14 protein-coding genes and 2 pseudogenes are annotated in these 20067 nt (G+C 70.0%); 2 read left to right on the top strand and 14 right to left on the bottom strand.

Features of this window, described 5'->3' with window-relative positions; genetic code table 11:
• Positions 1 to 80 precede the first annotated feature (80 nt).
• Positions 81 to 3221 (top strand): ATP-binding protein, encoded by a 3141-nt coding sequence (locus tag ACN28I_RS28000; RefSeq protein ID WP_420944988.1) that lies wholly within the window; start codon positions 81 to 83, stop codon positions 3219 to 3221.
• A 19-nt stretch (positions 3222 to 3240) separates the two neighbouring features.
• Here ACN28I_RS28000 and ACN28I_RS27995 read toward each other — a convergent pair whose 3' ends face one another.
• The 4 genes and pseudogenes from ACN28I_RS27995 to ACN28I_RS27980 form a co-directional block, all read right to left on the bottom strand.
• On the bottom strand, positions 3241 to 4227 hold the full coding sequence (locus ACN28I_RS27995; RefSeq protein ID WP_420944987.1) for an ADYC domain-containing protein: 987 nt from the start codon (positions 4225 to 4227) through the stop codon (positions 3241 to 3243).
• Positions 4228 to 4370: 143 nt separating this feature from the next.
• Positions 4371 to 7553, bottom strand: a complete 3183-nt coding sequence (locus ACN28I_RS27990; RefSeq protein ID WP_420944986.1) for an SUMF1/EgtB/PvdO family nonheme iron enzyme — start codon at positions 7551 to 7553, stop codon at positions 4371 to 4373.
• Positions 7554 to 7740: 187 nt separating this feature from the next.
• A pseudogene (locus ACN28I_RS27985) lies at positions 7741 to 8190 on the bottom strand (serine/threonine-protein kinase); the annotation flags it as partial.
• Entirely contained in the window at positions 8187 to 8567 is a 381-nt protein-coding gene (locus ACN28I_RS27980; protein WP_420944985.1) for a response regulator, read from the bottom strand. The gene ACN28I_RS27980 and the pseudogene ACN28I_RS27985, both read right to left, overlap by 4 nt.
• 292 nt (positions 8568 to 8859) lie before the next feature.
• Here ACN28I_RS27980 and ACN28I_RS27975 point away from each other — a divergent pair, with 292 nt between their 5' ends.
• On the top strand, positions 8860 to 9744 hold the full coding sequence (locus ACN28I_RS27975; protein WP_420944984.1) for a hypothetical protein: 885 nt from the start codon (positions 8860 to 8862) through the stop codon (positions 9742 to 9744).
• Here the strand turns inward: ACN28I_RS27975 and ACN28I_RS27970 are convergent.
• The 10 genes and pseudogenes from ACN28I_RS27970 to ACN28I_RS27925 form a co-directional block, all read right to left on the bottom strand.
• The gene (locus ACN28I_RS27970; protein WP_420944983.1) at positions 9732 to 10451 is read right to left on the bottom strand and encodes a TetR/AcrR family transcriptional regulator; all 720 of its coding nucleotides are present in this window, start codon (positions 10449 to 10451) and stop codon (positions 9732 to 9734) included. The two genes, ACN28I_RS27975 and ACN28I_RS27970, sit on opposite strands and share 13 nt — an antisense overlap.
• 181 nt (positions 10452 to 10632) lie before the next feature.
• Positions 10633 to 11316: a pyridoxal-phosphate dependent enzyme gene (locus ACN28I_RS27965; protein ID WP_420944982.1), complete on the bottom strand. Its 684-nt coding sequence runs from the start codon at positions 11314 to 11316 to the stop codon at positions 10633 to 10635.
• Between the two features lie 103 nt (positions 11317 to 11419).
• A pseudogene (locus ACN28I_RS27960) lies at positions 11420 to 11746 on the bottom strand (pyridoxal-phosphate dependent enzyme); the annotation flags it as partial.
• Positions 11747 to 11767: 21 nt separating this feature from the next.
• The gene (locus tag ACN28I_RS27955; protein ID WP_420944981.1) at positions 11768 to 13765 is read right to left on the bottom strand and encodes a hypothetical protein; all 1998 of its coding nucleotides are present in this window, start codon (positions 13763 to 13765) and stop codon (positions 11768 to 11770) included.
• Positions 13766 to 13770: 5 nt separating this feature from the next.
• Positions 13771 to 15165, bottom strand: coding sequence for a hypothetical protein (locus ACN28I_RS27950; protein ID WP_420944980.1), 1395 nt, complete (start codon positions 15163 to 15165; stop codon positions 13771 to 13773).
• A gap of 113 nt (positions 15166 to 15278) precedes the next feature.
• Complete coding sequence (gene yjjJ / locus ACN28I_RS27945; protein ID WP_420944979.1) at positions 15279 to 16589, bottom strand: type II toxin-antitoxin system HipA family toxin YjjJ; 1311 nt, start codon at positions 16587 to 16589, stop codon at positions 15279 to 15281.
• A 168-nt stretch (positions 16590 to 16757) separates the two neighbouring features.
• Positions 16758 to 18332, bottom strand: a complete 1575-nt coding sequence (locus ACN28I_RS27940) for an aromatic amino acid hydroxylase (RefSeq protein WP_420944978.1) — start codon at positions 18330 to 18332, stop codon at positions 16758 to 16760.
• Between the two features lie 124 nt (positions 18333 to 18456).
• Positions 18457 to 18897, bottom strand: a complete 441-nt coding sequence (locus tag ACN28I_RS27935; RefSeq protein WP_420944977.1) for a hypothetical protein — start codon at positions 18895 to 18897, stop codon at positions 18457 to 18459.
• 33 nt (positions 18898 to 18930) lie between these two features.
• Positions 18931 to 19878, bottom strand: a complete 948-nt coding sequence (locus ACN28I_RS27930; protein ID WP_420944976.1) for a LysR substrate-binding domain-containing protein — start codon at positions 19876 to 19878, stop codon at positions 18931 to 18933.
• 32 nt (positions 19879 to 19910) lie between these two features.
• Entirely contained in the window at positions 19911 to 20036 is a 126-nt protein-coding gene (locus ACN28I_RS27925; RefSeq protein ID WP_420948899.1) for a hypothetical protein, read from the bottom strand.
• Positions 20037 to 20067: the final 31 nt, after the last annotated feature.

Below are 20067 nucleotides of genomic sequence, written 5' to 3'. Positions count from 1 at the left end.
GGGGCTCCGTGCCGCTGTGCTAGGCTGAACCTCCCGGGTCAATCGGTGTGACCCCCCTTCTCCAAGAGGCCACGGGAGCCATGTCGTCGTACCGGAACGCCACGCTCCTGGCCGTGGGCCTCGCCGCCCTGTTGTGGGGAAGTGAGGCGAGGAGTGGAGAGCCGCCGGGGCGCATCGGCTTCCGCAGCTACGGCACGGATTCGGGCATCGAGAACCACGACATGTCCTGCGTGCTGCAGGACGCGGATGGGTTCGTCTGGGTGTGCGCCGCGGATGCGGTGTACCGCTTCGATGGCGAGCGCTTCGAGCGCTTCGGACTGGATGCGGGCCTGCCGTCGTCGATCGTCCGGGACGTGACGCTCGACACGGGAGGCCGGCTGCTGCTGGCCACGCAGAAGGGCGTGGTGCGCTGGGACGGGAGCCGCTTCGCCGCGGTGCCGGTGAACGGTGTGCCCGGGCAGGTGTGGAGTGTCCGCCTGGATGCCGGGGGCCGGTTGCTGGCGGGCACCGAGCAGGGGCTGTACGTGGAGGAGGAGCCGGGGCGTTTCGTCCCGATGCCGGGCTGGCCGGGCGGCCCGGCGATGGTGCTCTGGACGGACGCGTCGGGGGACATCCAGGTGGGCTCGGGCGAGCGCCTGCTGAGCCGTGACGGCCGGGGACGCTGGCTCATCCACGAGGTGGTGGGGCGGCGCGGTTCCATCGCCGAGCTGGTGCGCGACGGGCAGGGCCGCCTGTGGGCGAGCGGCGAGGGCTGGCTGTCGGTGCAGCCGCGCGAGGGCGCGCCGTTCGAGGACCGCTCCTCCCTCATCCACGGGATGATGGGCGCGGGGCGGAGCCTGCGCGTGGGCCTGCGCGGACAGTTGCTGGTGCCCAACTACCGCGGCCTGCTCGCGGTGGAGGGCGAGCGCGTGGAGCTGTTGCGGCTGGGCCTGGCGGAGCGCTCGGCGCGGATGAGGGACGTGCTGCATGACCGGGATGGCACCCTCTGGGTCGTCAGCCTGGGGGTGCACCGCTCCCTGGGCCGGGGCCTGTGGTCCGTCCACGACCTCTCCACCGGGTTGCCCTCGAGCATGATCTGGGGCCTGGAGCGCGATGCCGGCGGGGCGCTCTGGGTGGGGACGGATGATGGGCTCGCGCGCGCCACGGCCGAGGGCTGGGTGTCCGTGCCCGGGCTGCGGGGGTACTCCCTCAAGAGCGTGAAGCTGGGACCGGACGGCGCGCTGTGGGTCGCGGGCAATCCGACGGGAATCCACCGCTACGAGCCCGCGAGTGGAGCGCTGCGGACGTACGGCGAGGCGGCGGGCCTGCCGGGGCGCTACACGTTCGACATGCTGTGGGAGCCGGATGGCACGCTGTGGGCGGCCACCACCTCGGGCCTGTTCCGGGGCGTGCGCGAGGGGGGGGACTGGGCCTTCGAGCAGGTGCTGCCGCACAGCCGGCGGACGTTCTTCGGCGGCGTGGAGCGGGACCCGGCCGGACGGCTGTGGGTGTCGGGAGATGGGCTCTACGTGCGCGAGGCGGGCGTGTTCCGGCGCCTGGGCACGGCCGAGGGACTGCGGGACGAGCGCGTGCGCTACCTGGTGGCGCGGCGCGATGGCCGCATCTGCGTGTCCTATGTGGAGCCGCTGGGCCTGAGCTGTTTCACCTACCAGGAGGGGCGGCTCACGGAGGTGTTCCGCCTGGACCGGAGCTCGGGGCTGCTCAACGGCGTCACCTACTTCCTGGGCGAGGACGCGGCGGGGCGGCTGTGGGTGGGGACGGGGGCCGGGGTGCACATCGTGGGGGAGGACGGGGTGCTCGAGCACTTCGGTGCGAGCAGCGGTGCCCCGGGGGACGATTGCAGCGGCAACTCCTTCCTGGTGGAGGAGGACGGCACGGTGTGGGTGGGCACCTCGAATGGCCTGGGCCGCTTCGATGGGGGGCGCTACGCGGGCCCGGCCGCGCCACCGCGCGTGGTGCTGTTGAACACCCGGTTGGGGCCGCACGAGGTGTCGGGCGCCAGGGTGGAGGGGCTCGAGGCCGCTCACGGAGACACGACGCTCTCGGTGCGCTTCGCGGACCTGGGCGCGCTGGACGAGGGGCACGTGCGGCACGAGGTGCGGCTGGTGGGGATGGAGGAGGAGTGGCACTCGGTGTCGGGCCGCTCGGTGCGCTACGGCACGTTGCAGCCGGGCAGCTACCGCTTCGAGATTCGCGCGCGCAACGACTGGGGCCCGTGGGGGCCGGTGGCGGGGTTCAATCTGGTGGTGCATCCGCCGTGGTGGGCGTCCTGGTGGGCGCGGGGCCTGGGCGTGTTGCTGCTGGGGGCGGTGGTGGTGGGCGTGGTGCGCTGGCGCGGCATCGCCCTGCGGCGCAAGAACGCCGAGCTGGAGCGCCTGGTGGAGGCGCGCACCGCCGAGCTGGATCAGGCACGCCAGAAGGTGATGCAGGCCGAGAAGCTCTCCGCCATGGGGCAGTTGCTGGCGAGGCTCTCGCATGAAATCAACAACCCGCTCACGGCCATCCACACCAACCTGCCGGCGGTGCGCGAGTACTTCGAGCAGTTGTCCGAGGTGCTGCGGCGTTGCCGTGAGCGGCTGGAGGCCCACCCGGAGGATGCGGGCGAGGTGGAGCGGCTGTGGCGGGAGCAGGACGTGGACTTCCTGCTGCTGGACACGCCGGACGCGCTGGAGGCGATGCAACATGCCACGGAGCGCATCCGCGGCATCCAGGCGGACCTGAGGGCGTTCCTGCGCGGCGAGAGCCCGAGGCTGGAGCCGGGGGACCTCAACCAGGTGGTGCGGGAGACGGTGGAGATGGTGCGGCGCTCGCTGCCCGAGGGGATGCGGGTGGAGGTGAAGTGTGGCGAGCTGCCGGTGTTCTCGTTCCACCGGGGGCAGTTGGGGCAGGTGACGCTGAACCTGCTGCGCAACGCGCTGGATGCGCTGGGAGAGAAGGGCGAGGTGCGGGTGAGCACGGCCCTGCGGGACGGCATGGCCGAGCTGGTGGTGGCGGATGACGGCCCGGGCATTCCGCGGGAGCTGAGGGCCCGCATCTTCGAACCGTTCTTCACCACGAAGGACGTGGGGAAGGGCTCGGGGCTGGGGCTGCCCATCTGCCGCCAGCTCATCATGGAGAACCACGGGGGGACGCTCGAGCTGGACACGTCCGTGGAGCGCGGCGCCTGCTTCCGGGTGCGGCTGCCGCTGGCACAGGCCACCGTGCACCAGGCGGCGGCCTGACGGGGCGCGAGGGCCCGCTCTACAGGCCCAGGTCGATGCCCAGCGAGCCGGGCGTCTCGTTGCGCATCAGCACGCCGCGGTTGGTGCTCAGGTCCTGGCCGCAGAACAACTGCACCCGCGAGTCGAAGCAGGGCAGCTGCGAGTGCGTGCGGTTGAGGCCGTAGAAGCAGCGCGCGCCGTTCTGGTCCCACTCCGCCTCGAACACCCAGCGCTCGGTGTCCTGCTGGATGCCGAACTCGTCGTAGAAATTGATGCGGTTGCCCGTCGTCGTGTAGCTCTTGCCGGTGCCGCAGTAGTCGGCGCGCACCATGCGCGTGCACGCCTGGTGGTAGTGCGCGAGCGGCACGCCGTTGTACGTGGCCCACGGCCGGTAGCCCCACAGCGCGCACTTGGCGATGGCGCCTCCCAGGCACGCGAAGGTGAAGCGCTGCGGATCATCCGTCTTCGAGCCGCCTCCCGCCACGTTCTGCCGGTAGTTCCACACGCCCTCCACCGGCAGGGCCTGCACCGGCGTACCCGCGACATCGCGGCAGGCCGGGCGCCACGTGCCGTCCGCGGCGCGGTACTCGAGGCTGTAGAGGTTCACATCCGCGTTGGGCGCCGGAGCCGGGTTCATGCCGGTGATGCGCACGGGCACCGTGCTGCCATCGCCGAGGTTGCCCTGGAACTGCACGCCGACGAACTCCGCGTCCTTGTAAATGGTGCTTCCCTTGTAGCCATAGAACGAGGTGCCGCGCAGCCACGCCTCGTCCAGCAGCGCCCCGCCCTTGAAGGCCGGGTTGAAGTTCACGCTCACCAGGAAGTGGTTCAACTCGGAGCCGTTGAGGTCCGAGCCATTCAAGTCGGAGCCGTTGAGGTCCGAGCCATTCAGGTCCGAGCCGTTGTCGGCCGCCAGCGGGGCCTTGATGAAGGAGCGGGGGGCCAGCTCCTCCTCGGGAAGGGGGGCGGCGCAGGCGGACAGGAACAGGGCTCCGGCGAGCCAGGAACGGGGCGAGTACGAGCGCATGGGACTCCTCAGGGGGACGGCCGCGGGGGGGAACGGCGACGGCCACAGTGCACTCGTACCGTAAGGCTGAATGCCCATGGAACCGGAGGGCAGGTAGGTGTTGATCGCCGAACGCCGCCGCTGTCCGCTGCCGGGCACTCGCCTCAGGGCGAGGAGGGCGCATCCGCGCACAGCCGCAGGCCGACGCTGAGGTCGCGGAAGTTCGGCTCGGGCGTCTCGCGGTTGGGCGAGCGCGCGGTGCTGGCGCCGAAGTAGTAGCTGCCGCCGCGAGCCACCGGGCGGCCGGGCTGCAGGATGGAGTCGGCCCACTCGAAGACGTTGCCCACCATGTCGTCCAGGCCGAAGGGGCTGCGCGAATCGGGGTGGCTGCCCACCGCGTCCGGGCCGAAGCTCGCGCCCACCTTGCCGTAGGTCTCGTCGTAGTTGGCCTGGTGCGCCAGCAGCGCGTCGCCGTGGGGGTACTCGCGCTCGTCGGCGCCCCGGGCGGCGCGCTCCCACTCCAGCTCGTTGCACAGCCGCGCGCCGGGCACGCGGCCGGTCTGGGCCAGCCACGCCGCGTAGGCCTTGGCGTCCGCGTAGTCGATGGCGCCCACCGGCAAGCGCCGCCAGTCGTGCTCCACCAGCCGAGGCCGCGAGGCGTAGCGCAGGGGCTCGCCCTCGGGTGCCGCGTACGTCACCCCGTTGGGGTGGATGCTCAGGTGCCAGCGCCCATCCGCCAGTTGCTTCAACTCCACCTCGGCCTTCAGCGACGCCACCTTGGCCCCATGCGGCGTGCGGCGGGCCCGCTCCTCGGGCGGCAGCGTCTCCAGCCAGCGCACGTACTCGCCATACGTCACCTCGGTGCGCGAGATGAGGTACGGCCCCGTCTCCACCTCGTGCAGCGGCGCCGTGTCGAAGAACTGGCGGATGTTCTCGTCGGCCGCGGTGCCGAAGAGGAAGGTGCCTCGCGGCACGTAGACGAAGCCCTCGGGGACGCGGGCCGCCTCGGGCAGGGGCACGTCCAGGGTGCGCTCGGGGCCGGGCTCGGCTCGCAGCACGTGGCGCACCGGCGCATGTCCGGGGGCGCTCAGCTCCAGCACCCAGGTGCCGCGCTCCAGCGACAGCCCCTCCAGCGGAGTGGTGCCCACGTGGCGTGCCGCGGTGAGCACCCGCCGCCCATCGCTCGCGGACTCATAGCGCGCCAGGGACACCGTGGCTCCGGCGGGCCGCGTCCGCAGGTTCACGCGCAGGGGCGCTTCGAAACGGGTCAGGCGCTCGCCCGTGGTGTCGTAGAGACGCAGGCGCTGCAGCAGCTCGTCGCGCTCGCCGGGGCGGAAGGTGCGCTCGGCGAGCCCGGCCCTATCCGACAGGACGTCGGCGAAGGCACCGCGCACCTCGTCGCGGCCCGGGTCGAGCACCAACGCCTTCTCCATCGCCTCGCTGGCCTGGGCATAGGCCTGCTGGGTCCCCGCTTGAATCCGCAGCGCCTCGGCCCAGCGGGGCCGGGCCTCGTCCAGCTTGCCCGCGTCGAAGAGGGCGAAGGCCTCCGCCCGGGCCGCCTCCAGGGCGCGGTCTCGCTCCCGGGCGTGCACCAGGCGTGTCCGTGCCTCGGCGAGCTGCGCGCTCACCTGCTGCCCCAGGCTGTACCAGGCGTGGAGGCGCAGCCCGGCGTACACCAGCACCAGCGACGCGAGGAAGCCCACGGCGAGCACCCGCGTGAGCAGCCTGCCCCGGCGCACGCCTCCGCGCGAGGCGTCGAGGAAGGCGGCCTCGCGCTGGGTGAGACTCTCCGGAGACAGGCCGCGGACCTCGGCGAGGTGGCGGGTGCCCCACAGCGCCTCGCGCGGGCGTCCCATCCGCTCCCACTCGGCGGCGGCCTGCTCCAGCCGGACGTGGAGCTGCCGGGCCTCGTTGGCCTCGGCCAGCCACTGGGCGAGCGTGGGCCAGCCGGAGAGGAGCGCCTCGTGGGCGATGTCGAAGGTGGTGCCTTCCTCGGAGCGGCGGGCCATCACCAGGCGCGCGCGGATGAGCGCCTCCAGCGCGGCGCGGGAGGCCGGCTCCTGGCCCAGCAACTCCCCCTCGGAGCGGCGGGCGCGCGTGCCGTCCACCGTGACGAGCCGCATGAGCAACTGCCGCGCGGCCCCCTGCTGGTCCGGCAGCAACTGGGCGATGACACCGTCCGCGTACCGGGCGAGCGAGCCATTGACGCCGCCGAGGGCCTCCAGCGCGGCGGCGGGGATGATGCCGTGCTCCTTGTCCCGCGCCTCCCACAGCTCGGCGAGGGTGAACTGGAGCAGGGGCAGGCTGCCCTCGGCGCGCAGGGTGGACTCCACCAGCGTGTCGATGAGGGCCTCGGACTCGAAACGCGCGCCCTTGGCCCGTGCGGGGCCCGTCACCACCTCGCGCACCTCGGCGCGGCCCAGGGGGCGCAGCAGGTAGAGGGCGCGCGAGAGGGCCTCGCCCAGGCCGGGCAGCGCGCCCAGCCGGGTGAGGAAGTCACTGCGGGAGGTGGCGAGCAGGCGCACGCCCGTCACCCCCGAGGCGAGCTGTCCCAGCAGCTCCGCCATCAGCTCGGCCTCGGCCGGCTCGCTCAGGGTGACGAGCTCCTCGAGCTGATCCACGTGGAGCACCACGCCGCGGCGGGCGCCCTCGCCGAGCGCGGCGCGCAGGGCCCGCACGAGGGTGGTGGGCTCGGCGCGGGCGAGCTGCTCGAGGCGGGCCTCCTCCAGCGCGACATGGGGCGCGAGCACGGCGGCGAGGGTGGCCACGGGCCGGCGGCCGGGCACCATGCGCGCCACGCTCCAGGACAGGCCGTCCTCCAGGGCGCCCTCGCGCACGCGGGGCAGCACACCCGCCAGACACAGCGAGGACTTGCCCACGCCCGAGTCGCCGGTGACGAGCACGAAGGCATTGGCGCGCAGCCGCTCCAGCACGGCGCGCACCTCCTGCCGGCGGCCGAAGAAGAGGGCGCGGTGCTCCTCCTGGAAGGCATTGAGGCCGCGGTAGGGGTTGCCCTCGGGGAGGGGCGGGGCGGTGTCGCTGACGCGCAGCTCCTCCAGCGCCTCGAGCACCGCGTCGGCGGAGGCGAAGCGCTCGGTGGGCTCGCGGCGCAGGCAGCGGTCCACCACCCCGGCGAAGCGGGGCTCCACCCCCGGAGCGGCCGCGAGCAGGGGACGCGCGTCCTGCTTCTGTAGGGTCCAGGGCAGCTCCCGGAGGGGGACATGGCGGAAGGGGCCAAGGCCGGCGGCGAGCTCGTAGAGCAGGGCCCCCAGGGAGAAGAGATCCGAGCGGACCGAGGCCGGCTCGCCCCGCCAGACCTCGGGGGCCATGAAGTAGGGGGTGCCCACGAGGCTGCTGTGGGAGTGGGAGGCCAGGCCGAGCTTCCCCGGAGGAGGTACCCGCGCCGGGGGGCGCCTCGGGCCCGGCGTCCGGCGTGTCACCGGAGGGCTCTGAAGACGGCTCCGGAGACGGCTCCGGAGGCGCATCGAGCAGCTTGGCCAGCCCGAAGTCGAGCAGCTTCACCTGGCCGGCCTCATCGAGGATGGCGTTGGCGGGCTTGATGTCGCGGTGGAGGACGTTGCGGCGGTGGGCGGCGGCGAGCCCTCGGGCCAGGCCGATGCCGATGTCCAGGACGCGCTGCCAGGGTTGGGGCCTGGGGAGCTGGTCCAGACTGGTGCCGCGGATGTACTCGGAGACGAGGTAGGGCAGGTCCTCGAATTGTCCGGCGCGGTAGAGGGTGGCGACGTTGGGGTGCTGGAGGCGGGCGGCGGCGCGCGCCTCGATGAGGAAGCGCGAGAGGGCCTCGTCATCGAGCGTGGGGATGAACTTCACCGCCACGGTGCGCTCGAGGAGGGTGTCGTGGGCGAGGTAGACGCGCCCGGTGCGCCCGCGCCCCAGGGGACGCAGGAGGCGGTACTCGTCGAACTCCCCAGGCGGCTGCCAGTCGGCGCTGGGGCCCGGGTCCTGGGGAGAGGGAGGGCTCACCGCGAGCGAGGCTTGCTGCCCGTCTTCTGCAGGAGTGCGCGAATCTTGTTCGCCACGGCGTCGGGGAGGGCGGGCTTGGAGACGAACTCGTCACAGCCGACCTCCTTCGCCTTCTCCGAGTGCGCGGGGAGGACGTGGCCGGTGAGCGCCATCACGGGGATGTGGCGGGTGCTCGCATCCAGCTTGAGCTGGCGGGTGGCCTCCCAGCCGCTGACCACGGGCAGGGACAGGTCCATCAGGATGACGTCCGGATGGGACTGCTGCGCCATCTGGAGCGCTTCCTGTCCGTCACGGGCTGTCTGGACCTGGTAGCCGAGGAACTCGAGGTACTCGGCGTACATCTCCCGGGCATCGTCGTAGTCATCCACGACGAGCACCTTGCAATCACCGGGGGCGGTCTCCGAGGGGGGTTCGGACGCTTCGGGCGGGGGCAGCTTTCGAGCGGAGTCCATGGTGCCTGGGGGGGGAGTTGGCCCATTCTGGACCTGATGTCGGGGAGGGGCAATGCGCGGGGGGTCGTGAAATACCGTCCATGCCACACACCTTGAGTGTTGGATGACAGTTGCTGACGTCCCGGGGTCTGGACGAATCGCTTGCCGGACGGGAAAGTGGCACTTACCAACTGGTAAGTCCCTGCCCCCGCAGGCGGCAACCCCACCGAGGTTCGTCATGGCCGACGCACTTGCTCCCACGTCGCTGCGCCCCAGCTTCTATTCCCCCATTCCCGAGTCCGCGCGGGAGGATCTCCTCCAGGACTACCGGCGGTTCCTCGAGCGCCGCAACGGCGACATGGACTTCACCCGGGGCTTCTCGCTGCGGGAGGATTGGCTGAAGCAGGCGGCGAGCTGGGGGAGCGAGTACCAGGGGCGGGTGGACGGCGAGGCCTTCAACCGGGCCTACGCGAGCTTCGACGAGGTGAAGCACCTGTCGCTGCCGGAGGTGGCGCTGTTGACGTTCGTGAAGGCGAACGCGGGCGAGGCGTACGGGGTGGAGGTGGTGGGCCGGGTGCGCCAGAAGCGCCAGGACGGGACGAAGCTCTTCCACCAGGTGGAGCGTCTGCTCGGCTACGAGGAGACGTACCACACGCGCATCCTCATCGGCGCCACGCAGCACTTCGGGGTGAAGGTGGAGGGAGCGTGGAAGCCGAACCTGCAACTGCGGCTGCTCATCGGCTCGCTGGCCTACGCGCCGGGCCTCTTCTTCCATCCCATCCTGCTGGCCTCGGAGATCTCCGGCGTCTTCATGTTCCAGTGGATGCTCAAGCGGGTGGGGGAGATCTTCCGGGAGCAGCCCGCGGTGCGCGAGTCCATGGAGCAGCGGCTGATTGAAATCCTGGTGGACGAGGTGGGCCACGTGGCCTTCAACCGCATGGCCGTGGGGCCGCTGGGCCTGTCGGTGGCGCGCAAGATGGCGGCGGGCGTGCTGCGCGGTGTGGCGGGCACCACCCCGGAGTACAAGGCGCTCGGGATGACGGAGAGCGAGATGAGCAAGCTGGAGGGCTTCGACCTGGACCAGCTCCCCGAGGAAGTGCGGCGCCGCTCCTACTTCGTCTGACGGCGGGAGGAGGCGGGACGCGGAGCCTCGCCGGGCGCGGGGCTGGCGTGGGTGAAGAGGTAGCGCTCGATGATGCGCACCACTTCGCCCAGCCAGCGCTCGCGCCACTCCGCGTCGCTCACCCCGGGCCAGCCCTCCAGGGGGAGCAGGGCGAAGGTGGTGAGCAGCAACGTGCCGACGTGCGCCACCGCGGCCTCGGGGTCCAACTCCAGGCGGATGCGCCCCTCCTGCTGGCCCTGGCGGAGGGTGTCGGCCATGAGGCGCAGCCACGGGGCCACGCCCTGGCTGAGGCGCGCGACCTGCGCACGGTCCCCATCGAGCAACTCGCGGAGGATGACGCGGGCGGCGTGGGGATCCGTGTCGAAGAACTGGCGGATTTGAGCCATGACGCGCTCGAGCCGCTCCTCGCCCTTGCCGGTGAAGGCGCCGAGCAGCAGCAGGAGGTGGCGGTTGGCGTGCTCGACGAGGGAGGCGATGACGGCCTCGTGGAGGGCCTCGCGCGAGGGGTAGTGGTAGAGGAGGGCCTGCTTGCTGATGCCCACGGCCTGGGCCACGTCGTTGACGGAGATGGCGCCGAAGCCGCGTTGGGCGATGAGGCGGGTGGCCTCCTGGAGGATGCGCTCGCGCGGCTCCACGGCGGCGGCCTTGCCCGAGCGAGGCCCGCGCGTCTTCACGTCTCCGGCACCGGGGGAGTCTTTGCGCCGCATGGAGCGAGGGGAACTATCCCATGGCGCCGGAGGAGTGAAAGTCCGCCTCGGGCAGGACAGAGAAGAAGGAGTGCCCGTGGGCCCATGGACTGCCCCGTGACCCTCTCCCCTCGCCCTCCGGGAGAGGGTCGGGGTGAGGGTGCCACGGGCCCCGGGTTGAACCCCGGCGCTCTGAAGCTGCTCAGGAGGCCTTGGCGAGGAGCACGCCGGGCAGGATCGCGCTGGCCGAGGGCGCATCGGGGCCGCGCTCGAGCCAGCGGGGGACGGGGAGGCCCTTGGCGCGGAGGAAGGTGGGGTTGAAGAGCTTGCTGGCGTAGCGGTTGCCGGAATCGCAGAGCACGGTGACGATGGTGTGCCCGGGCCCGAGCTTGCGGGCGAGGCGGATGGCGCCGGCGACGTTGATGGCGCTGGAGGCGCCGAGACAGAGACCCTCGTGCTCGAGGAGGTCGAAGAGGAGGGGGAGGGCCTCGGCGTCGGGAATCTGGAAGGGCTCGTCGACGGGAGCGCCCTTGAGGTTTGCGGTGATGCGGCCCTGGCCGATGCCCTCGGAGATGGAGGAGCCCTCGGACTTGAGCTCGCCGTGGGCGTACCAGTGGTAGAGGGCGGCGCCCATGGGGTCGGCGAGGCCGATGACGATGTTGGGGTCGCGCTCCTTGAGGGCCATGCCGACGCCGGCGAGGGTGCCGCCGGAGCCGACGGCGCAGATGAAACCATCGAGGCGGCCGCCGGTCTGGCGCCAGATTTCGGGGCCGGTGGTGTCGAAGTGGGCGCGGCGGTTGGCGGTGTTGTCGAACTGGTTGGCCCAGACGGCGCCGTTGGGCTCGCGGGCGTCGAGGGCCTCGGCGATACGGCCGGAGACCTTCACGTAGTTGTTGGGGTCCTTGTAGGGGACGGCGGGGACCTCGAGGCAGCTCGGCGCCGGCGAGGCGGAGCATGTCCTTCTTTTCCTGGCTCTGGGTGTCGGGGATGACGATGACGGTGCGGTAGCCGAGGGCATTGCCGACGAGGGCGAGGCCGATGCCGGTATTGCCGGCGGTGCCCTCGACGATGACGCCGCCGGGGCGGAGGCGGCCGCGGGCGATGGCGTCACGGATGATGAAGAGGGCGGCGCGGTCCTTGACGGACTGGCCGGGGTTGAGGAACTCGGCCTTGCCGAGGATGGTGCAGCCCGTGCAGCTCGGAGGCGCGCCGGAGCTTGATGAGGGGCGTGTTGCCGATGGCCGAGATGACGTCTTGATGGAAGAGCATGGGGGGGGTGGGGCTCGCACCCGGAACGGTACCGCCCGGGCCCCCATGGGCTCAAGGCACCCCCGGTGTCAGTTGTCCTGGCTACGAAGGGCCTCGGCCTCATCCCTGGCCGCTTGGGCGCCCTTCTCGTCTCCAAGTGCCTGTCGAATCGTGGCCACCTTCATGAGGACATACCTGAGGTCTATGTACTCCTGGCGAGTATCCCCAAGCCGTTCGCGTATCCGGCGGACGAGTGAAAGGCACTCCTCGAAGGACGCAGAGGCTGTTTGCAGCTCGCCCCGGGCGTGTTGGACATCGCCCACAAGATTGAGCGAAATGGAGAGGTCGCCCAGGGTCTCAGGAGTGTCGCCCAGCAATTGCCGTAGTTGCCGCGTGAGCACAAGGGACTCCTCGAAGGACGCAGCGGCCGCTTGCAATTCGCCCCGGGCCCGTTTGATGTCGCCTACATAGTTGAGCGAGATGGAGAGGTCGCGCAGGGCCCCCGGAGTGTCACCCAGCAACTGCCGTAACTGCCGCGTGAGCGCGAGGGACTCCTCGAAGGTCGCAGAGGCCGCTTGCAACTCGCCCCGGGCCCGTTGGACATCGCCCACACGGATGAGCGAAACGCAGAGATCGCGCAGGGCCCCCGGAGTGTCACCCAGCAACTGCCGTAACTGCCGCGTGAGTGCGAGAGACTCCTCGAAGGACGCAGAGGCCGCTTGTAGCTCGCCCCGGGCCCGTTGGACATCGCCCACACGAATGAGCGAGAGATAGAGGTCTCGCAAGGCTCCCGGAGTGTCGCCCAAAAACTGTCGCAGCTGCCGTGTGAGTGCGAGGGACTCCTCGAAGGTCGCAGAGGCCGCTTGCAACTCGCCCCGGGCCCGTTGGACATCGCCTACACGGATGAGCGAAACGGAGAGATCGCGCAGGGAGTCCGGGGTGTCGCCCAGCAACTGCCGCAGCTGCCTTGTGAGCACGAGAGACTCCTCGAAGGACGCAGAGGCCGCTTGCAACTCGCCCCGGGCCCGTTGGACATCGCCTACACGGATGAGCGAAACGGAGAGATCGCGCAGGGAATCCGGGGTGTCGTCCAGCAACTGCCGCAACTGCCTTGTGAGCGCGAGGGCCTCCTCAGAAGCGCGGCTTGCCTCAGGCCAATCCTTCCGCACATGCGCCAGTTGCACCATGTCTTCCAACAAGAAGAGGCGTTGGCGATCTGTCCATCCATGTGTGAGTGATGTGGCGTGTTCCAAGTGATCGGATGCGGCTGCGAGATCCCCGTTGGCCTCTTCTGATTTGGCGAGCGCGTGCAGAATCAATGCACTGTTCTGCGGATCCTCTTGTGCGCGGGAATGTATGAGTTCCCAGGTTTGATTTGCTGCCTCAAGCGCCTCACCCTCTCTTTTGGACGCAAGCAGTCCGTCGACGGCGCGCATCAGCACCGATGCGAGAGCACTCGCACTTCCTGTGTACCTGGCTTGGAGCCGTTGCAACTCAGCGAGTGCGAAGTCCGCATCAGGTATGGAGTCACTCCGCTCCATGCTCGATGCTCGTGGGCTGGAGTGCTCCAGATCCGGCGAGCCCCTGTTTGCTACAGGGGCTAGTTCGAGTACGAGCGCACGGACCGACCAGAGATCCGAAGCCATGTCGCGGAAGTGCTGCTTCAGCCTCGCGGGCGCGACCAGCACGAGTCCTCCCCGCAGGTGGCGGCGCAGCGCATCGCGCCGTTCATTCATCAGGACGGCAAGTTCGACCCAGGCCTTGTGCCAGTGGCCTTCTGTTTGTTCGCCAGAGTCGAGATGCAGAGATTCAATCCAATGGCAACCGGCGTCTCTTGCTTCCGGAGAGAGGAGCGAGGAAAGCACCGCCGACAGTCCGTCGGGCTGGGAAGGCTCATGAAGGCTCAGCAGCCGCGTCTGCGCACGCAGCAGGCGTTCCGTGCGGCGGCGGAGCACTCCAGTCGAGCGCGGTGAGGGAGCGAAGATGAAGCAGAGCCAGAAACCCTCCGCCAGTTCCACCTGGCGGCGCAGGCGTTGCCATTCCGCCTCTCCCTGTGGGCCGAGTCCTGCGTCATCGGGAGGGCGCATGACTCCTACTCCTTCTTGTCACTCCACCGCTCCCGGGCGGCGGTGGCCTGCTGCTGTACCACCTCACGCACCAGCGGATGGACATCGTACCAGTCCTCGCCATTGCGGTAACTCAGCGCGAGGTGTGAGTCGAAATAGCGGGCCAGATCGTGCAGCCGGTCGTTGTTCTTCAACGCGGTCGTGTGGCTGCTGGCGATCCGTTCGAGCCAGATGGCATCGTCATCCGGGATGGGCAGGAACTCGGAGCGGATCTGCTGGATGGCGGCCTCCACGACGCGCCTGGGAACGGGCAGGCGGTCCGCCCGGCGGATGATCTCCGCGAACAGCCGCAGGAAGTCGCGCAGGTGTCCCCCGGACAGCAGGCTCAACTCGTCCACAATTCCTCGTGCATCCGGGCCCAGGAGCCGCTTCCAATCACCGCGCTCCGAGATCAACTTCTCCAGCAGGTCGAGCGCTGGCTGGAAGGGCGTCCTCGCGACTTCCTTGTGCCGCACCTTCAGCGTGGGAATCATTTGCACCCCGCCAGGCTGGTAGAAGGAGCCAAGGTTCTGTTGCAGCACCTTGAGGTACGGGGGGACTGTGTAGACGACGTGCAGGAAGTTGAAGTGAAGCTTGTCGCTGTGCTTGGCGAAGAGGTTGACCACCGAGTCCTGCACTGCGGTCGCGTTGGTCAGGGCGCCTCGGAAGTGTTCCATGGAGTCGACCAGCAGCACCACCTCGGTGTCCGGCCCGTACTTCGCCTTGACCTTCTTGACGCATTCCTCGACGTAGGTGCCCACATCCCTGACCAGGGCTCCGAGGTGCCCGGCCATGCGCTCCTGGAGCTTCTGCCGGAACGATGGATCGCTCTTGAGCGAGGCCTTGAAGTTCGCGGAAGCGCCAGCGGAGGCCAACTTGTCAGGAGTGGAGGCTCCGGCGGTCATTCCAGCGGATACTTCTGTGAGCTGGATGTTGGTGCGTACCAGGAAGTTGACCAGCCGCGTCCAGTAGCCTTCCTCGGCCGGGTCACCATTCAGATGCCCTGCTTCCAGCAAGGCATCTCCAAGGCCACCCGCCACGGCCACGAGGAAGTCGCTCACATCAATGGGCTGCGAGGGGCTGAGGTAATCCTCGATGTCGAGCAGGGCGACCTTGTACACCCCGCGCCCATCCAGTTTCCGCCGCAGCCGGCGTAGCTCGGTGCTCTTGCCGCTTCCCCGGTAGCCGGACAGAAGCTGCACGCTCTGGCCAGGCAGCAGGGTGATGGAGCTCGCGAGCAGCTTGACCGGATCGTGATCCTCGAACGCTGGTTCCTCGTAGATCTTCACGTAGCGCTGGTCGTCCAGCCCATTGAACTCGATGGGCCGGTCCGAGACCGCGCGGAAGAACCTACGAATGAACTCCTGCTCCTCTGAGGTCATGGGCCGTATCTACTCCTTCACGGGGATGCTCACCACTTCGCTTACACGGGCTGGCTCGGACTGTCCGCCTGGACGGCTGCCCGGGTCGGACGTCTCACAGATTCCTTGGTGGCTCAGAGGGGGACCCGCTCCCGGAGCGCCTCCAGCGCGTTCCGGCACTGTGTGGCCAGGGCCCGGAAGTCATCGCTGAGCGCCGCATGGCCGATGACGCGGGTCCAGAAGACCTGCGCGTGGCGGGCCGCGTTGGCCCAGACGTCGAGTGTGTCCGCGTTCGGCGGCGCGGGCTCGAACGGCCGGTCCACGACCGTCGTGCCCGAGGGGGCGAACAACATCGGGAGCATGTCGTAGGCGGGCGCGAGGCGTCGCGTACCGTCCTCCGACTCCAGGAAGCTCACGTTGCCGAAGTGGCGATCCGTGTTGGCGATGAGCTGCCCGAAGACATCCAGCCAGCGGATGCGCCGCGCGTCCTCGGGGCCGATGAGCTTCTTCTCCAGCAGCTTCGGCGTGACACGCGTCCAGGAGGCGCCGCGGCCGGACTCGCCGATGTACTCGTGGTCCAGGGCTTCCAGTGACAGCACTCCGCGTCTGCCTCTTTCTCCGAGCCTGTCGAAGCGTTCGACCTCCAGGAACCGGTAGCCGCGCTCGTCGAACCACCGTGTCCTGGCCGCGTCGAGTCCGGCCTCGTGGACGACTTCGAGCGCGAGGCTCTCGCAGACGAGCAGTTCCCTCCACCTGCGAGCGACCGCGCCCTCATCATCGCTCACGAACTTGATCAGGACGTGCCGGCCTTCCGAGTACGTCAGGAACTTGGGGTGTTCCCCTCCGGCGGAGGAGCCTGGCTGCTCCCGTGCCGAGAGGCGGGCGAGGTCCGGGTAGACCGTGCGTTCCGTGGGCGCGAGTCCGCTCGCGAGCCATCGGTTCAGGGATTCATCACCGAGGATGAGGTTGCCAACACAATCCTCGCCGCGGCGTGCCAGCACGATGAGCCGGTGGTCATCGGTCCAATCGCTCAATCGGGAGGGCAGCTCCAACTCGGGGTAGCGCGCGCTGAACGTCCGTCCGACGTACCCCTGAGGGCTCATGTCGGAGGCGAAAGGCGGCAGGCCCTCGAACAGGGTCCCCGTACCATCGGGAGCGCTGAGCCAGTGTCGTCCCCCTTCGAGGAGGTGCAGGGAGCCGAACGGCTCGACCATCCCTGTCTCACGAACCCGGTAGAGGGGGATCCGCGTTCCGAGCCCTGGAAGCGTGCGTGTCCGCGCGTAGCGGGTCGCGCGCGTCTGCCCCATCCGGCACACGCGGTCGCCCGCGGCGCCGATCAGCCGGGACACGGTCGGCTGGGACACGCCCAGCTCCCGAGCCAGGTCCTTCGCTTGTGCCTCGCCCAGCCGAGCGAGCACCCCAAGCATCCGTTCGAGGGCGTCCATGAATAGAAACCTGAATGGAAATCGGGGGAGGGCACCAGCGCCAGGGCCTTGAAAAATAAGGGCTATTCCAGGCCGCTGCAATGAAACGTGAATAGAAAAAGGGCCTGAATCACCCCGAAGGGGACCCAGGCCCTCTGTGCCTCCCGGGGAGGCGGCTCCTGGCGGGAGCTACGCCCGCGCGGACTGCTTCAGCTCCTCGACCTCGGCCTTGAGGAGCCAGTCGTCGCGGAAGTCGGTGGCGGCGTTGGAGATCTGCTCCAGGCGCGCGAGGTTGAGGGACTTCGACTCGCGCATGGTGCGCACCTCGCGGTAGAGCGCCGCGAGCGACGGGTGCAGGGCCGAGGCCTTCTTCTCACGGGCCTTGGCCTCGCCCTCGCCCTCGGCGAAGGCGTTGAGCTCGCCGAACCAGCGGTCCCACGCGCCCGGGTCCGCCGGTCCTCCGGCCACCGAGGGCAGGCCCGTGCTCAGGAAGAGCTTCGCCACGTTGGGCAGCTCCACCGGGCGGCCGTCCAGCTCGCCGCGCAGGTTGAGCACCTCGCCCCCGCCCACCGCGAAGCCCTGGAGCTTCAGGCCGCTGGCCAGCTCCACCTTGAAAGGCCCCTTGTCCGGCAGCGTCCCCTCGCCGAACGCCACCAGCGCCAGCCCAGGCCACGGCTTGCCCTCGGCCTTGCTGTCGCGCGACACCATCACCGGGCCTTCCAGGCGCACCAGCGCGGTGTTGAGCCCCTCGGCCACCGGACGCACCCCGGGCACGGCCTCCACCACGCGGGCGGTGATCTCCCGGCCATCGGCCAGCACCAGGTGGTTCACCGTGCGCGCCTGGATGGCCTCGTTCAGCCCGTAGTCCCCGCCGCGCTTCCACGCGAGCGTGGCCTCGAACTCGTTCAGCACCTCGAAGAGGTGCTCGAAGTCCCGCGCCACGAAGAGCTGCGGCTGCATGCGGGTGATGTCGTACTCGGTGTCCGCGCACACCAGGCTCAGCGGCACCTTCTTCACCGCGTCGGTGAGGCAGTGCTTCGCCTCGCCGATGCTCGAGAGCAGGCCGGCGCCGTAGATGCGCGGGCGCTCCAGGGCGCCGATCATCCCGTACTCGGCCGTCCACCAGTAGAGCCGCGAGGCGCGGGTGCTCTCGCTGACGTAGCGGCGGCTCTGGTTGGCGGCCTCCAGCCGGTCCTGGGCGTGCTGGATCTCCTCCTGCGTCGCGGTGGGGTCCTCCTTCACCACGCTCAGGTTGCGGATGGCCTGGAAGACGGCCTCGTCCTCCACCGTGGCGATCGCCTTGAAGCCCACCAGCCCGCAGCGCTTGAGGTACTCGGCATACCGCGCGTTGGCGATGATGGGCGCGTGGCCGGCGCTCTCGTGGACGATGTCCGGAGCCGGCGTGTACTCGATGTGCTCGTGGGTGCGGATGTCCGCGGCGATGGCCAGCACGCCGAGGGCCTGCAGCTCGGTGAACACCGCGGGCGGGATGAAGCCGCGCACGCCCACCGCCGCCCAGCCCAGCTTGGACAGCTTCTCGTTCATCTCATCCAGGCTGGGGATGCGCTCCAGGCCGATACCGGTGGCCTCCAGGCCCTCCAGGTAGACGGAGTGCGCCTTGTCCGCCAGGTGGCTGCGGAGCTGGCCGAGGATGTGGCGCCACACCGCCTGGTCCCTCGGCGTGTAGGCGTCGTAGTCCTGACTCACCACATAGCGCCGCAGATGCGCGGGCAGTCGGGCAATGGTCCGTTCGGTGGGCGTCATGGGAGCTTCTCCGTTGCATGAAATCTACGCACCGGGGCCCCTGACGGAAATCCGATAAAAACCGACGTCTTCTTCGATTTTCCGCCGTTTGGCCCACCGCGTTGGTGCGGTGCGCCAAAGGGGCTCAATCGCCGATGCGCTCGATGCGCGAGACGTTCATCAGCGGCCACTGGCTGGCGAAGGAGCCGCGGACCCGGTAGCGCTTGCCGGGCTCCAGGCCGTTGCAGAACACGTCACAGCCGACGGTATGGCAGGAGACGCCCGGCACCTCGAGCGAGATGCCGGAGCCCGGCTCGTCGGCGCGGAGCAGCGGCGTCCCGGTGCACTCGTTGCAGCACGGATCGGACGCGGGGCACGCCATCTTCGTACAGCCGAGGCTCGCGCCCAGTGTGCCGATCAGCTCCACCTCCCCCTTGGGCGGCGTGCACAGGACGCTTCCGGCGCCGGGGGGCCGCTCGCAGTAGCGCTGCTGGAACTCCTCGACGGAGAGCGAGCGCGTGCAACCCGCGCCGGCGATGAGCACGGCCAGGACGAGCGGGGTGAGGGCGGGGGAGCGCACCAGCATGCCGCTCATGCTACGCGGCCCGCGTCACCCACGTCAGCCCGGGGCCGGGTCGCTCCTGCGGCGCTTCGACGCGAGGCGCTGACGCAGTCCGCCAAGGACGAGCTGGGCCGCCTCGGAGCCGGCGCCGCCCGAGGGACGCAGGGTCACCACCTCGACGAACTGGGGTTGCTCCTCGCGCAGGGGCCAGACGCAGAGGTCCTCGGGGAAGGAGCGCAACAGCCGCAGGTCGGGGGCGATGGCGCAGGCGTTGTAGGCGCGCAGCAGGTCGAAGAGGTGGAGGAAGCTCTGCACGCGTGACACCTCGCGCACGGTGACTTCATGGGCGGCGAAGCGGGCGCTGTTGGCGCTGCCGTAGGGGTCCTCGCGCTGCCAGTCCACGAAGGGCTGGCCCTCCAGGTCGCGCACGTGGAGCGTGCGGCGGGGGCCATGGCGTTGGGACAGCTCGCTGCCGGGACCGGCGAGGATGACGAAGGGCAGGTTCAGCAGGGACTCGGCCTCGACGCCGCGGTGGGGTGGCAGCGGGGTGAAGTCCACGGCCAAGTCCAACTGGCGCGTCTGCACCTGGCGCACGAGCTCGAAGGTGCCGCCGAAGCTGACCTCCAGCTTGATGCCGGCGCGGGCCACGTCTCCGGCGATGCCGGCGAGCAGGAAGTTGGAGAGGGTGGGGTTGAGGCCCAGGCGCAGGCTGGCCTCGGCGCTGGCGAGGTCTCTCAGCCGCTTGAGGTCCAACTGATGGAGGGGCGTCTGGGTGCCCTCGTAGAGCTTCTCGCCGCGAGCGGTGAGGTGGAGGCGGCGGCCGGGGCCGCGCTCCAGGAGGGGCTGACCATCGGCGAGGGTGTCCTCAAGGGCGCGGATGTGCTCGCTGACGACGGAGCGGGCCACGCCGAGGTGCTCGGAGGCGCCTTCGATGCTGCCGGACTCGACGGCGGCGGCGAAGGATTCGAGCCAGACGAGGTGCCGGGGGAGCTTGCGTGGGGGCATCGGGGCCCATCCTTACACCGGGGAGGTGGGTGTTACTCCCCCCAGAGGGCCATCAGGTCCAGCTCGATGGCCTCGAAGGGCTCGACACGAACCCGGGCCTCGCCCGCGTGCGTCGCGAGCAGGATGTAGTGTGCGCCGTCCAGTCGGAAAACCTCCAACGTGCGGAGCTTCCGGGTCGAGCAGCCACAC

The organism is Archangium gephyra, assembly GCF_049060025.1.
In the GTDB taxonomy this organism is placed as follows: Bacteria; Myxococcota; Myxococcia; order Myxococcales; family Myxococcaceae; genus Archangium; species Archangium gephyra_A.
The sequence above is the reverse complement of the archived record's forward strand: the minus strand, read 5'-3'. Positions and strand labels throughout refer to the sequence as shown.